Consider the following 15408-nt stretch of genomic DNA (forward strand, 5'->3'; position numbering starts at 1 on the left):
ACGGACCAAACCGGCCCGCCATTCTTTGTTTCTTTATTGGTTCTTTCTTAGATGAAAACGCACGGAATTAACGGTATCAAACCGTTCAGCGCGCTTATTGAAGCATGCTGGCGCGAAAAATATACGCTACATCGCTTTATTCAAGACGTTATCGCCGGGGTTACTGTTGGAATTATCGCCATACCACTGGCGATGGCGTTGGCGATTGCCAGCGGCGTGCCGCCGCAATATGGTCTTTATACCTCCGCGATTGCCGGGATTGTTATCGCTGTCAGCGGAGGTTCCCGCTACAGCGTTTCCGGCCCGACAGCGGCCTTTGTGGTTATTTTATATCCGGTTTCCCAACAGTTTGGTCTGTCCGGTCTGTTGGTCGCGACACTGCTTTCCGGCATCTTTTTGCTATTGATGGGCATCTGTCGGCTGGGACGGCTGATTGAATATATTCCGCTATCGGTTACGCTGGGATTTACCTCCGGGATTGCCATCACCATCGCCACCATGCAAATCAAAGATTTCTTTGGCCTGCATATGGTGACGGTTCCTGAACACTATATTGACAAGGTGGCCGAGCTTGCATTCGCCATGCCGACGTTACAGCCAGGCGATATGCTGATTGGCGTCACCACGCTGCTGGTCTTGATTGTCTGGCCCAAACTGGGGATCCGTCTGCCAGGCCATCTTCCCGCGCTGCTGGCGGGGATGGCGGTAATGGGGATCGTGTCGTTGTTCGGCACAGAGGTGGCGACTATCGGTTCCCGCTTCAGTTATCTGCTTGACGATGGATCGCAGGGACAAGGCATCCCGCCGATTCTGCCGCATCTGGTACTGCCCTGGGATGTTACTGCGCCAGGCGCGGAGGCGATGAAACTGGACTGGCAAAGCATTTCCGCCCTGCTGCCCGCCGCCTTCTCCATGGCGATGCTCGGCGCGATCGAGTCTTTGCTCTGTGCCGTGGTGCTGGACGGCATGACAGGCAAAAAACACCACTCGAATGCGGAACTGATGGGACAGGGCTTTGGCAATATCATCGCCCCGTTCTTTGGCGGCATCACCGCCACCGCCGCCATTGCCCGCTCCGCGGCCAACGTGCGCGCGGGCGCCACATCACCCATCTCCGCCGTGGTTCATGCCTTGCTGGTGTTACTGACGCTATTGGTTCTCGCGCCCTGGCTTTCTTATCTGCCGCTGGCGGCGATGGCGTCATTACTGCTAATGGTCGCCTGGAATATGAGCGAAGCGCACAAAGTCGTCGATCTGCTGCGTCATGGCCCCAAAGACGACATCATCGTCATGTTGCTGTGTATGTCGCTGACTGTGCTGTTTGATATGGTGATTGCCATTACTGTCGGGATTGTGCTGGCGTCATTGCTCTTTATGCGGCGCATCGCACAGATGACCAAACTGAGCGAATTGCCGGATACGAAAATACCGGACCATCTGGTGTTACGCGTCAACGGCCCGCTATTTTTCGCCGCGGCTGAACGTATCTTCAATGATCTGATGCAACGCAGCGAAGCGTATCAGACCATTATTCTGCAATGGGATGCGGTGCCGGTACTGGACGCCGGGGGATTGAATGCTTTCCTGCGTTTCAGCGAAATGTTGCCGGCGGGGAAACGGCTGATTATCACCGATATTCCATTCCAGCCATTAAAAACGCTGGCGCGCGCCAATGTTCATCCCATTGAAGGCCGCCTCAGTTTCTATGGTTCGCTGTCGCAGGCGCTGGAAGCGATTGCCGAAAACCAGCCTGCCGCGATCACTGAATAAAAGGCGTCGCCGCCAACGGGCAGAACCGCTCTGCCCGTTCACGAACACATCTATCTCGGCGGCGCCGGCGACTCAATGTGAATGGAAAGCCGTTCGTTCTGTTGGCTCAGCGCCATCGTGTCGCTGCATTCCTCGCCTATCGTGACTAATTGCTCAATGGTTAACGGATACGGCAACTGAATATCCAATGCGGTCAGCCCTTGCTGTTGCGCCAGGGTAATCAATCTCACAATATTCGTTTCATCGCTGACCTGGGTGGAGAGCACCTGTAACGCCAACATTTTCAAGCGCTCTTTCGTGGCAACCGGCTGGAATTGTGTTCGTTTGGTCACCATGCCGAAAATCGGCAACACGCCGTACATGGCATCCATAAAACGCCAGCGTTTATTGCACAACGCGGCAAGGCAATCTGTGTAATCGATATAGATCTTTTCACTGGAACCTACAGATTCAGGGTCATCTTTCTTCATTCCCCTTTGCTCCTCTACAACACCAGTGGCTGCATCATGCAGTTTCAGCGCTAACAGCATGACTCATCTGATTGCTTACTCATTATAGTGGCACGGTTCACGGTAATTTTACAGTCTGTGGCGGCTTAGGGGATTTTCTTTTATTACGCTATTAATCATCGGCATTCCGCGCCTTAACACTCGTTTACGCTTCATCGCTAGGGTCGGCGCATACCTGGGGCTATGCTAAAGCGAATGTTTTCGTCACCACGCGGCTACCATGCACAAGATTGTTTTTGTAGAAGATGATGGGGAAGTGGGTAAGCTGATTGCCGCTTATCTGGGCAAACATGACATTGAGGTTCAGGTGGAACCGTGCGGTGATAACGCGTTGGCGTTTATCGCGCAGCAACAGCCCGATTTAGTGCTGTTGGATATCATGTTGCCCGGTAAAGACGGCATGACGATTTGCCGTGAGTTGCGGCCCCAATACCACGGCCCGATCGTATTGCTCACCTCATTGGACAGTGACATGAACCATATTCTGGCGCTGGAGATGGGCGCCGACGATTATATTCTGAAAACCACCCCGCCCGCCGTGTTGCTTGCCCGTCTGCGTCTGCACTTCCGTCAGTATGCCGCTTCTCCACAAACCGGGGCGGAAAACCCGCCGCCATCACTCCAGGTGCATAAACCGTTGCATTTTGGCCTGCTGTGTATCGATCCGGTAAACCGCGAAGTGACGCTGGGCGAAGAGAATATTGTGCTGTCCACCGCCGACTTTGATCTGCTCTGGCAATTAGCCACCCATGCCGGTCATGTCATGGATCGCGACGCGCTGCTGAAAAATCTGCGCGGCGTCAGCTATGACGGTATGGATCGCAGCATTGACGTTGCCGTTTCGCGGCTACGCAAAAAACTGTACGACAACCCGCTGGAGCCGACACGTATCAAAACAGTACGCAACAAGGGCTACCTGTTCGCGCCTAATGCCTGGGAGGACGCCGCGCCATGAAAAAGCTGTTCATCCAGTTTTTTCTGTTACTGTTTGCCTGCTTCGTGGTGATGACGCTGCTGGTTGGGTTGGTGTACAAGGTGACGGCAGAACGCGCCGGGCGGCAATCCATGGACGATTTGATGAAAAGCTCGCTCTATTTGATCCGCAACGAACTGAGAACCATCCCACCTCGCGACTGGCATAAAACCATCAATCAGTTGGATTTGAACCTGTCCTTCAAGCTGCAAATTGAACCGCTGGATAAATACTCGCTGCCCGCCCAGACCAGACAACGACTGAATCAGGGCGAAATCGTGGCGCTGGATAATGAATATACGTTTATCCAGCGCATTCCACGCAGCCACTATGTCCTGGCTGTCGGCCCCATTCCGTATCTGTTTTTCCTGCACGAAATGCGCTTGCTGGATCTGTTGCTGGTGCTGCTCATTGGTTTGTCGCTGGCTTTGCCGGTCTTTTTGTGGATGCACCCGCACTGGAAATCGATGTTGAAACTGGAAAGCGCGGCCCAACGACTGGGGGACGGTCATCTTGAAGCACGCATCCATTTCGATAATACCTCCAGCCTGTTTCGGCTCGGCGTCGCCTTTAACCGGATGGCGGATAACCTGAATCAGTTGATCACCAGCAAAAAACAGCTGATCGACAATATTGCCCATGAACTACGCACGCCATTGGTGCGCCTGCGCTATCGACTCGCCATGAGCGATAATCTAACGGAGGAAGAGCAGCAGGAGCTGAACCGGGATATCGGACAGCTTGAAGCGCTGATTGATGAACTGCTGACCTATGCGCGACTGGACCGTGCTCAAGTCACCCTGCATCTCACCGAGATCGATTTTCCCGTTTGGTTGCAGACCAAAGTTGACGACTTCCGGCTAATCCAGCCGGATAAAACCATTACGCTGGATATTCCACGGCCAGAAAGCGTTGGCGCGCTGGATCTGCGACTGATGGAGCGGGTACTGAACAATCTTGTCAATAACGGCCTGCGGTTTTGCCGACGTCGGCTGCATATCAGCCTGTGGCTGAACGCGGATCAAACGGCGTGTTTACAGGTTGAGGATGATGGCCCCGGTATCACACCGGAAAACCGCGACGCTATTTTTGAGCCTTTTGTTCGTCTTGCAGCCGGAATAGAAAACAGCAGCGGCGGCTGCGGATTGGGGCTGGCGATTGTACACGCCATTGCACGGGCTTATACCGGCGCGATTACGGTCGAGCGCAGCCCGCTTGGTGGCGCCAGTTTCCGCTTCTGCTGGCCGATAAAAACCGCCGCCGCGACATTGCCGCTCCCCCACTCATTTCAGACTGGCGCGCAATCGGTATCGCCCGCACCAAGCTCCGGCTGCCATAGAACCTGAACCCGCTGCGGCTCGACGCCTTGCAGTAAATCATAAGTCATGGCTGCAATCTGTTTACCCACACTGGTGCGGGTATTCTGCACGATGGGCGTCACGGCGACATCAATCAGGCTGTCATCCGGCAACCCATCATACGCAATCAGCGATATGCCTTGTCCGCCCAGCAGCCCCGCCTGCGCAAGCGCGCTGGCAGCGCCGTCGCCCAGCATATTGCAATCGGTGATAATCGCCGTAGGGGGAACGTCAAGTTCCAGCAATCGCCGGGTCGCGTGGTAACCACCGGGGCGATTAGGTTCAGCCTGCTGTACGTATCCTTCAGGCTGCGGCAATCCGCATAGCGACAAGGTATCGCAATACCCTTGCAGCCGTTGCTCGACATACGAAAGTCGCGCATTGGTGCTGAGAAAAGCGATTCTCTGATGGCCCAACCCGGCCAGCCGTTTCACCGCCAGAGAAGAACCGACGTAGTTATCAAAATCAAACCAGGCATAAGGTTGTGATAAATTGCTGCGCCCCAGCGCCAGAAAGGGAAATTTTTGTTTTTGCAGGTATTTCAGCCGGTGATCTTCTGGCTGTGTATGGGCAACCAACAGGGCATCCACCCGACGGGTTTCCACCAGATGGATAAGCGACTGATGCGTTTCATCTGGTTCATCGGGGATCAACAGTAAATCGATGCCAAATTTCGCCAACTCAAGGCTGATCCAACTGATCATCTCCAGAAATGTCGAGTTGTTCAGCACCCGCGGGCGTGAAGGATAGGCCAGCGCGACCGCATCGGTTTTCCCCATTTTTAGACGCCGGGCCAACGAATTTGGCTGATAACCCAGTCGTCTGGCGGCCTCAACGATACGCTCGCGTGTCTCTGCCGCCACATCATCGTATCCATTCAACGCACGGCTGACCGTGGTGGAAGACAGTCCCAATTCATTAGCGATTTTTTTTAATGACATTTTTTAATGACCATTTTTAATGACATCGTCACCGGTGATCCACCGTTTATCGGAAACGCGGCATTAGCCCGTTATCGTGCGGCCAACTAGCGGTGCGCCGGTAAGCCCATTGAATTTACGCCACTGACAACCCACCCGCGACCCCTATTCCATTCCCTACGGGAATGAAACCGCCAACTCCTGCCGATTTTATCACTTTATTGACCGCCCGCTTTCGTCTCGATCAATCTCAGTGCATAACTTTTAAGCACATCACAGATCCGAAACGTTTAGATTCCAATCCTAAACGTTTCGGATCTATGTTTATGCCAAGCGCTCCGATGATAGCCTATGAGTACACCATCAAAAAACAGACAGGCGTCTGATGCCGCTCTTACTCCAAAACCATGAGAAACGTCGGCGCTCCTACTTTTGCGTTATCTGTGATGAGGTGTTTATGAACGAAGCAACAGAAGAAAAATCCTATTGGGGAAACCGTAATTTCTGGCTGTTCGGGCTCTTTTTTTTCTTCTATTTTTTTATCATGGCTTCCTACTATCCATTTTTTCCGATATGGCTGCATGATATTAATAATTTAAGTAAAACCGATACCGGCATTGTATTTGGCAGCATTTCATTATTTGCGCTGGCTTTTCAGCCAATTATGGGGCCGTTGTCCGATAAACTCGGCGTGAAAAAGCACCTGATGTGGATTATCGTCGGGTTATTGGTGCTATTTGCGCCCTTCTTTATTTATGTTTTCAGTCCGCTGCTGAAATTCAATATTTTTATTGGCGCGCTGAGCGGCGGATGCTATCTGGGATTTGTTTTCACCGGCGGATCTCACGCTATTGAAGCCTATATTGAGAAGGTCAGTCGTCATAGCAATTTCGAGTACGGCCGCACCAGAATGTTTGGCTGTATTGGCTGGGCATTGTGCGCCACAGTGGTCGGTTTATTATATACCATCAACAATGAACTGATATTCTGGATGGCTTCAGGTTGTGCGCTGGTACTGGCCGTATTGTTATTTCTGGCCAGGCCGGATCAGCAATCCACCGCTTACGTGGTCGATAAACTGGGCGCCAATAAGCCGCCATTTAATCTGAAAAACGCCCTTGAGTTGCTAAAAAAACCGGCGCTATGGTTCTTCATTCTTTATATCGTCGGCGTAGCCTGTATTTATGATGTTTTCGATCAACAGTTCGCCAACTTTTTCACCTCATTCTTCGCCACCAAGCAACAAGGTACTGAAATATTTGGTTTCGTTACCACTGGCGGCGAATTGCTAAATGCGACAATCATGTTTTTTGCGCCAATCATTATTGCGCGTATCGGCAGCAAAAATGCGTTATTGCTCGCGGGCGCGATTATGTCGGTTCGTATTATTGGCTCCGCATTTGCAACGACCGCTATCGAAGTCGTCTTGCTGAAAATATTACATATGTTCGAAGTACCATTCCTGTTGGTTGGTTCTTTTAAATATATCACCCAGGTATTTGAAGTTCGCTTTTCCGCCACGGTCTACCTGATTGGCTTCTGCTTCAGCAAACAATTATCAATGATTTTCATGTCGGTATTTGCCGGTCGTATGTATGACAGTATGGGGTTCCAAAATACCTACCTGGTGTTGGGAATTATCGTATTGACGTTTACTGTGATATCGGCTTTTACCCTCTCAGGTCATGGCGTGGTGGAAAGTCTTCGCGTCTGGTTAAAAGGCGATAAACCGATGGCGGAAAAACCGCCTGTTTAAGATCAATGCCGTTATCGGCGTCTCGTTCTCAGGAAAATATTTTCAGGCAGCGTTAGCAAAGTTATTGGATTTTGTGAGGAGACATTATGAACAATACCGTTGTCCGGTTATCCAGCCGTCACGCCGACCTTATCATTCGTTGTTATCCCTATGCGGAAATGATTTATTGGGGCAAACCGTTACGGAACTATCAACCGGAAATGATCGCGGCATTAAACCGTCCGGTGGCCAATAGCCGTCTGGACGATGATGTCCCGTTGACGCTATGTCCTGAGAATGGCCGCGGCTTGTTCAGCGTACCCGGTATGGAAGGCAACCGTCATGGTCTGGACTGGTCTCCCGTTTTCACGCCGCAGAGTCATTCAGTCAAAAATAATACGCTGACGATTGTCAGCGAGGATGCGATCGCGGGTCTTCGTCTGGTGAGCGAGTTGCAGTTGTGTCCTAACAGCGGCGTACTTAAAACCCGAAATACGCTGACCAACATCAAATCGGGCCGCTATCAGGTCGATCGGCTGGCCGTCACGCTGCCCTTACCCGAACGGGCCAATGAAATCATGGCGTTTAATGGCCGCTGGATAAAAGAGTTCCAGCGTCACTCGCTCAGACTGGAGCACGGCGGTTATATCCAGGAAAACCGGCGCGGCAGAACCTCCCACGAAAACTTTCCGGGGATGATGGCGGGCAACGCCGGTTTCAGCGAGCAACAAGGCGAAGTCTGGGGTCTGCACCTGGCCTGGAGTGGTAATCACCGTTTACGCGCTGATTGTAAAAGCGATGGCCGTCGTCAGATTCAGGCCGAAGTGCTTTATTTCTCCGGCGAAGTCTCGCTGGATACCGGGCAAAGCATCAGTACGCCCTGGGTCTACGCCACCTACTCCGCGAGCGGTTTGAATGGCATGAGCCGCAATTTTCATCACTATGTGCGTCAGTACATCACGCCATCGCTGGCGGATAAACCCCGTCCGGTGCATCTCAATACCTGGGAAGGCATCTACTTCAGGCATGATCCTGACTACATCATCCGTATGGCAGAGAAGGCGGCCAAAATCGGCATTGAACGTTTCATCATTGATGACGGCTGGTTTAAAGGACGCAACAGCGATCTCAGTTCGCTGGGGGACTGGTATATTGACGCAGAAAAATACCCGCAGGGACTAAAAACCGTGATCGAGGCAGTAAAACATCACGGTATGGAGTTTGGTATCTGGGTCGAGCCAGAAATGATCAATCAGGATTCTGATCTGTATCGCCATCACCCGGATTGGGTGCTAAAACTGGATAACTACCCAATGCGGGAAGGTCGCCATCAGTTGCTGCTGGATCTGTCGAATCCACAGGTATATGAATACCTGCTGGAGCGTTTGAACTGGCTGCTGAGCGAACATTCGGTTGATTATGTCAAATGGGATTTTAACCGTGAAATGGTGCAGCCCGCCCATCTGGGCCATGCCTGCCAGGTACGGCAGACCGAACAGTTGTACCGGCTCTTTGACCAACTGAATAGCCGGTTTCCCGCCGTTGAGTTTGAGTCCTGCGCATCGGGCGGCGGTCGGATTGATTATGAAATACTGAAACGCTGTCACCGTTTCTGGCCGTCTGATAGTAATGATGCGCTTGACCGTCTGCAGATCCAGCGAGGCATGAGTTACTTCTTTCCGCCAGAAGTGATGGGCGCCCACATTGGCGGCACCCCATGCCACACCACATCCCGCAGACACAGCATTAATTTTCGCGGACTCACGGCGCTATTCGGGCATATGGGAGTGGAACTCGATCCCGTCAGCGTACCGCAGTCCGAGCAACAGGCTTTCTCCCGCTATATCGCCTTGCATAAGCAGTTGCGGCCCGTGTTGCATACCGGTACTCAAGTGCGCATCGACCACCCCGATAACACCACCTTGATCAATACCGTTATCGCACAGGATCAACAGCAAGCGGTGGTGCTGATAAGCCAGCTTGCACTACCGGAATACGCCTTGTGCGGCAATCTGCGTATCCCCGGTTTGCAACCCGACACGCCCTATCGCCTCGAGGTACTGGACATGCCCGACAGCATGCGCCACCCCCGAAACAACACCATGAAACGCTATCCAGACTGGCTTAAACAGTCCGTGATCCTGAGCGGAGACTGGCTTGAGCACGTCGGCATCGCGCTACCGATTCTCGATCCAGAGGCGGCTATTCTGCTGCGCTTGGCCGCAGTGAATTAACCGATGATGCGACGTTGGCCGCGCGACAGCAGCGCGACCAATAGCAGGTTGCTGATCTGCTTGTGCATTCTGTTAATTGTACATTTGATAAGTTGTACATTCGGTTAGTTGTACATTCGGTTACACGCCGAAACCAATCACTCACGGAAGCCAGACGCTTTTTTCCTTATGCTCACTTCACCGACCCCAATCCGGGTCACGACACGTGAATGGAATAAAGAGGAAATGATGATGAATAAAGTAATAGTGATGATTACCGGCGCGGTTATGGGTCTGTCATCTGTGGCATTTGCAGCGGATACCGGCACCAGCGGTCCGGCGCAAACGTCTGCTCCGGCGGCGGCGACAGCGCCGGCTAAAGCAACCCATGTTAAAAAACAGGTGAAAAAAGCCAAGCCTGCATTACAAAAGGCGCAGGCAGCCAAAAAACAGGTGAAAAAAGCAAAAACCACCAAACCCGCGGCAACCCCGCCAGCCGCTTGATAAAAAACGCTTCAGGTAACGGTCAAACACCCGGTCGCTTCCGGGTGTTTATTTCCTGGGATATCGGATGATGCTGCGTCGTTACTCATTTGAAGTCATATTATCCCTCATACTGCTCGGTGGATTCATTACCTTGCTCTTTTTTCTGTAACCCGTTAGGTCAAACACCCGTTTTGCGTTGAAAACCACCGCTTATATGTAATCGCGCTCCGGCAAAATGCATCTATAGTTAGTTCAAATACCGTTAGTTCAAATACCGTTAGTTCAAATTCGTTTTTAACGTCAGGCACACTATTACATGCGTATATCGGTCGGATTGTTATGTTCGTTCATCCTTGTCGCAACACCCGGTTGGGCGGAGACGTCCGCCGCCGAAGCAGAAAAACAGCAACAGATTTTGTTTTTCAATCATGACGATAGAGATCGCGTGGCTGATACCTCGACGTGGCCGTGGCAAGCCATCGGTCAACTGGAAACCGCCAGCGGCAATTTGTGTACCGCCACGTTGATTTCCGCTCATCTTGCCCTGACCGCCGGACATTGCGTTTTAACGCCCCCGCAAGGCAAAATTGATAAACCCGTCGCTCTGCGCTTTCTGGCAACAGAAAATGGCTGGGGCTATGAAACCAAAGACATTGAAGCGCTGGTGAATAAGACGCTCAGCAAACAACTGCAAGCCGATAACGAAGGTTGGATTGTGCCTTCCCGCGCCGCGCCGCGGGACTATGCGCTGATCCGGTTAAAACAGACGCCGCCAGGCATCCGTCCTCTCCCGATATGGCAGGGTGATCGTCAGTCGCTAATGGTGGCGCTGCATCAAAACCAGCAGCGGGTGACGCAAGCGGGTTACCCGGAAGATCATCCGACCAGGCTGTACCGTCATCAGGATTGCCGGGTTACCGGTTGGGTTCAGCCTGCGATATTGTCGCACCAATGTGACACATTGCCCGGTGACAGCGGTTCCCCGCTTATGCTGCGCACCGCATCCGGCTGGTTATTAATCGGCATTCAAAGCTCCGCGCCAGCCCCCGGCGATCGTGACCGGGCCGATAACCGGGCTATCTCGACAACGGCAATCCGCCAGCAACTGGAAATGTTGGCGGAAGAAGTCAGGCGCGCACGCTGATGGTTTGCGCTTGATGATATAAAAATAAAGATGATGAAGGATAAGACAATAGAATTTATTTTATTTCAATCACTTAATATCACTTCACCCGATATTTCGATGATGCATCAATATGAAAAACAGAGGGGCATTCCCTAACAATAAACGCCATTGTTTTTTATAATCTTATATTGTCCGGTCTATATGTAATGAATTCAGTAATACGAACGATTAATTACCAAAAAAGAGAGGCGGCATGTTAAAGCATTTGAGCCATGATGAAGAAAAACGCATGCAGACCCTCGATGCACTTAAAAATCTTGATTATTCTCAAGATAATATTCTTACTAAAGTGACTGATCTGGCCTGTCGGTTACTAAAAATGCCAACCGCATTGGTCACCTTGAGCGGAACCCAAAAACAACATATCAAAGCCAAAACCAATTTCGCCCCAACCGAAATGGAAAAGCTCCGCTCATTTGACCACTTTGTGGTGCAGACCGGCGAAATGCTTGTTTGTCAGGACGCCTCGCAGGATGAGCGATTCAAAAATAATCCCTATGTGGTTAATGCGCCGCATATCCGTGCTTACGCGGGAGTCCCCCTCATTACGACACAGGGTTATTCCATCGGCACGCTCTGCATCATTGATTATATTCCGCGGACTTTCAGCAAAATCCAGTTACGCATGCTCAATGATTTGGGCGCGGTGGTGATGGCACTAATTGGATATCGCAACGCAATCGGGCTGATTGATGCGATAACCATGTTGCCAAACCGACAGCGGCTGATAGAGGATATCAGCCACATGACCGATATCCATGAAAACTACCTGCTGGTACTGATTGATAGCATTGATATCGCTTATGCCTATGAAATGGGCCGTTCACTCGGCATGCCGACCGTTGAAAGCATATTGAGAGATATCGGTATGTTTCTGCGCCTGACGTTTCATGCTCAGGAAAGCGTCTACAGCGTCGCGGTGGGACGTTTTGCCTTGTTGGTGAAAGCCGACATGAAAACACAGGTACTTGAAGCATTGGTTTCCTGTTCAGCCCGTATTCAGGAGAGCATTACCAGCCATGTTCCCCTGAAACTGGAACTGTTTGTCGGCTATACCGAGTTCCAGATCCCCGTGGATGATCCGCAGCGTATCCTGCGTGAAACCATGAGCGCGTTGCATGATGCCATCACCAACAATGTGCGTTACAGCGCTTATAACGCACAGAGCGATAAAATTCAGCAACAGGCATTCACTTTACTCAATGAACTTTCTGACATATTAAAAAACAACAAACCCGGTCTTTATCTGGTATATCAGCCTAAACTGAATATTGTGGATAATAAGGTGATTGGCGTGGAGGCGCTGCTCCGCTGGCATCATCCCACATTAGGTGAAATTTATCCTGACCAATTTATTCCGCTGGCGGAAGGCACGACGCTAATGCGCCCATTGACGGACTGGGTAATAAAACAAGCCGCCAAACAGATAAAAATCTGGCGCCAGGCGGGAATTTTATTTCCGATATCCATCAACGTTGCCGTCAGCAATTTTGCTGAAGAGAAGTTTATTGAACGTTTAGTAAATATTCTCGAATATGACGGCTTAACACCGCGCGATATTCAAATTGAATGTCTGGAAACCCAGAAAATCATCGAAAGCTCGGAAACACTGGCTACCATTCTGGCGTTAAAACAGCGTGGTTTTATTATTGCCCTGGATGATTTCGGCGCGGGATACAGCAATTTAAACTATCTGAGAAATATTCCGGCAACGATTATCAAACTGGATAAATCACTGATCAAAGATATTAAAACCGATCTGAAGAGTCGGATTATTGTCGAATCCATTATCAATATGTTGCATAAGCTCAATTATCTGGTGCTGGCTGAGGGGATTGAGAATAAGCAAACACTCGATTATCTGGCGCAATTCGGTTGCGATGAAGGTCAAGGTTACTATTTTTCCCCGCCAATTTTACCGGAAGACCTCACCACCTGGTTGACTCGCCACGAAGCCCGCAGACATCTATCCTGACAGAGCAGCCTTGTCAGATCGCGTGGTTCATGCCATACATAAAAATATGTGCCGCGCCAATCAGGATTTCGAACACCTTATGAATATTTTTGATAATCAGCAGGATCTGGATGACATTCGACAAGCCATTGCCCTGCTGGAAGCCCCGTCGATCACCATTCAGTTGGCAAATCTGGTGGGCGGTCCGATTGAATGGAGCCTGTCTAAACTGCCTGCCCTGGTAAAAAACAAAGTTCAGAGTGTGGTTCACACCGCACTGCACAAATCCGTCGATGCCGCCCTGTTTACACTGGATGATGCCCCCAAACGCGCCTCATCGCCGAAAACCCATAAACTGGCCGCGGCAACCTCCGGCGCGGTCAGCGGTTTTTTCGGCGCCGCGGGTTTGCTGGTCGAACTGCCAATCAGCACCACCATCATGATGCGTTCCGTTGCGGATATCGCACGCAGCGAAGGATTCTCGCTGGCCGATTTTTCCGTTAAGGCCGCCTGCGTAGAGGTATTCGCGTTGGGAGGCAACAGCAAGAAAGATGACGCCGCCGATTCCGCCTACTATGCATCACGCGCCGCGCTTGCCGATATTACGAAACACGCCACACGCGAACTGGTTGATCTCGCCAGCAAGAAAGGCGTGGAAAAAGCCTCTGCCAGAATCACCACCTCACAGGCGGGCAGAACATTGGCCAGAGTGATCGATGCCGTCGCGACACGGCTGGGCATCACCATCACTGAAAAAATGGCCGCCCAAATCGTGCCGGTCATCGGCGCCGCCAGCGGCGCGGCACTCAATACCCTTTTCATTCACCATTATCAGAACATGGCACGCGGCCATTTCATCATCAAACGGCTGGAGGAAAAATATGGCGAAGCGGAAATCAAATCGGCATATGTGCGGTTGAAAAACTAAAATAGGCAGGGATTTTCTCTGGAGTTTATTGATCGTATGAGGGAATTGATATTATCATTTGAACAAGTGAGGTAAGTTGATTTTTATTTTATCTAAGATGCTATAGAGGGATTAATATGGCTAATATTATTTACATGACGATAAATGGGAAAAGACAAGGACTAATTTCTGCTGGATGCTCAACTTTTAATTCAATAGGAAATCGATATCAAATTGGACATGAAGATGAAATATTCACTCTGGCGGTCAGACATACAATAACAAGAGATCAAAATGTAAAACACAACCCAGTTGAAATAATTAAATTAGTGGATAAGTCGTCACCATTATTGGGTGTTTCTATATCTGAAAACGAAATACAAGAGTGCATTATTGATTTCTATAGAAGTTCGGCAGAAGGGGTATTAAAAAATATTATACAATAAAACTAAATGGTGCATCCATTGCAAATATTTCAGTGGACTACCCTCACTCTTTGACCCATTCAGATAAACAACCTCACGAAGTTGTTTTGTTTTATTATAAAGACATCATCTGGACAAACCATGCAACAGGAACATCAGGTTATAGTATATGGGAGGATAGAATATATTAATAATCAATCAATTGCTGAACACCATTAATTAAGTTATCCATTGATGGGATATCGATACTTGATATCCCATGAACATAGACATCGGAGCGAATATCTGTATAAATAGTAAACATAACATAATATGTGCCAAATTATTTTTCCCAAAAATTAATTTTAGCATTCCTTCTTCTGGGAAAAACAAATATGTTGATTCATCGTCACTCGTTTTCAACTTGAGTAATCGCGTATGTAACTCTATTAAGCCACCTACAAAACAGCCCCATTTTGCACTAAAGCTAAGCCCTTTTGATTTTATCTCAATATACATATCCAGCCAACTATCATAATAAGTATTTTCTGCTCCTTTATTTGTGATTTTTTTCAATAGGACATATAGAAAAATCGGTATCATTATCTTGTATATGAATCATAAATCCTCCATCATTTGTATAAAATATGTGTTATTGTCCAGTTGCTTTCATCAACGATGACTTCTAGATTATACTCCTTGTTCTCATATAAATTTCTATGTTTATCATATCTTGATCTCTTAATTTTTACATCATATTTTTTTAATATCATGTCGGATTTCCCTTTAATATCTTTACTTCGTTTCCCATATCTGATGGCTTTTTCCAAAATATAGACAGGAACATATCTTCCTGGATCTCTCATATGCGCTGCTGTTACAGATGTGAATTTTACTTGCCTAAATAACTGCGCCTATTACCGCTCCACTTTTGTTAGTCCAGGTTTGTTGCCTGGGAAAGGTGATGCGGTTTTAATAAATTGTCTGACATTT

General features: G+C 49.6%; 12 protein-coding genes and 1 pseudogene. 11 read left to right on the forward strand and 2 right to left on the reverse strand.

What is annotated here, in order from left to right:
• Positions 1-51 precede the first annotated feature (51 nt).
• Positions 52-1770 (forward strand): C4-dicarboxylic acid transporter DauA, encoded by a 1719-nt coding sequence (gene dauA, locus DES54_RS03775; protein WP_113865276.1) that lies wholly within the window; start codon positions 52-54, stop codon positions 1768-1770.
• 50 nt (positions 1771-1820) lie between these two features.
• Here dauA and DES54_RS03780 read toward each other — a convergent pair whose 3' ends face one another.
• Positions 1821-2240, reverse strand: a complete 420-nt coding sequence (locus DES54_RS03780; RefSeq protein ID WP_113865277.1) for a hypothetical protein — start codon at positions 2238-2240, stop codon at positions 1821-1823.
• A 259-nt stretch (positions 2241-2499) separates the two neighbouring features.
• Between DES54_RS03780 and rstA the strand changes: the two genes are divergently transcribed.
• Positions 2500-3234: a two-component system response regulator RstA gene (gene rstA, locus DES54_RS03785; RefSeq protein ID WP_113865278.1), complete on the forward strand. Its 735-nt coding sequence runs from the start codon at positions 2500-2502 to the stop codon at positions 3232-3234.
• Entirely contained in the window at positions 3231-4598 is a 1368-nt protein-coding gene (gene rstB / locus DES54_RS03790) for a two-component system sensor histidine kinase RstB (RefSeq protein WP_113865279.1), read from the forward strand. The genes rstA and rstB overlap by 4 nt, the downstream gene beginning before the upstream one ends.
• On the opposite strand, the gene DES54_RS03795 is transcribed toward rstB, so the two are convergent.
• Positions 4541-5551 carry a LacI family DNA-binding transcriptional regulator gene (locus DES54_RS03795; protein ID WP_113865280.1) on the reverse strand — a complete coding sequence of 337 codons (1011 nt, stop codon included), beginning with the start codon at positions 5549-5551 and terminating at the stop codon, positions 4541-4543. The genes rstB and DES54_RS03795 overlap by 58 nt on opposite strands.
• A gap of 436 nt (positions 5552-5987) precedes the next feature.
• On the opposite strand from DES54_RS03795, the gene DES54_RS03800 reads away from it, so the two are divergent.
• From DES54_RS03800 to DES54_RS03830, 8 genes and pseudogenes are all read left to right on the forward strand, one after another.
• Complete coding sequence (locus DES54_RS03800) at positions 5988-7286, forward strand: MFS transporter (RefSeq protein ID WP_113865296.1); 1299 nt, start codon at positions 5988-5990, stop codon at positions 7284-7286.
• A gap of 86 nt (positions 7287-7372) precedes the next feature.
• Positions 7373-9499, forward strand: a complete 2127-nt coding sequence (locus tag DES54_RS03805) for an alpha-galactosidase (RefSeq protein ID WP_113865281.1) — start codon at positions 7373-7375, stop codon at positions 9497-9499.
• A 231-nt stretch (positions 9500-9730) separates the two neighbouring features.
• Positions 9731-9982 carry an acid resistance repetitive basic protein Asr gene (gene asr / locus DES54_RS03810; RefSeq protein ID WP_113865282.1) on the forward strand — a complete coding sequence of 84 codons (252 nt, stop codon included), beginning with the start codon at positions 9731-9733 and terminating at the stop codon, positions 9980-9982.
• 70 nt (positions 9983-10052) lie between these two features.
• Positions 10053-10133, forward strand: coding sequence for a hypothetical protein (locus DES54_RS19415; RefSeq protein ID WP_500676584.1), 81 nt, complete (start codon positions 10053-10055; stop codon positions 10131-10133).
• A gap of 147 nt (positions 10134-10280) precedes the next feature.
• On the forward strand, positions 10281-11108 hold the full coding sequence (locus tag DES54_RS03815; RefSeq protein WP_113865283.1) for a trypsin-like serine peptidase: 828 nt from the start codon (positions 10281-10283) through the stop codon (positions 11106-11108).
• A gap of 235 nt (positions 11109-11343) precedes the next feature.
• Positions 11344-13125 (forward strand): sensor domain-containing diguanylate cyclase, encoded by a 1782-nt coding sequence (locus DES54_RS03820; RefSeq protein ID WP_113865284.1) that lies wholly within the window; start codon positions 11344-11346, stop codon positions 13123-13125.
• Between the two features lie 79 nt (positions 13126-13204).
• A complete protein-coding gene (locus DES54_RS03825) occupies positions 13205-14032 on the forward strand; it encodes an EcsC family protein (protein WP_113865285.1) in 828 nt (275 codons plus the stop codon).
• Between the two features lie 116 nt (positions 14033-14148).
• Positions 14149-14627: pseudogene (locus DES54_RS03830) on the forward strand (Hcp family type VI secretion system effector).
• Positions 14628-15408 lie beyond the last annotated feature (781 nt).

Origin of the sequence: Brenneria salicis ATCC 15712 = DSM 30166 (genome assembly GCF_003315515.1) — a bacterium.
GTDB lineage: Bacteria > Pseudomonadota > Gammaproteobacteria > Enterobacterales > Enterobacteriaceae > Brenneria > Brenneria salicis.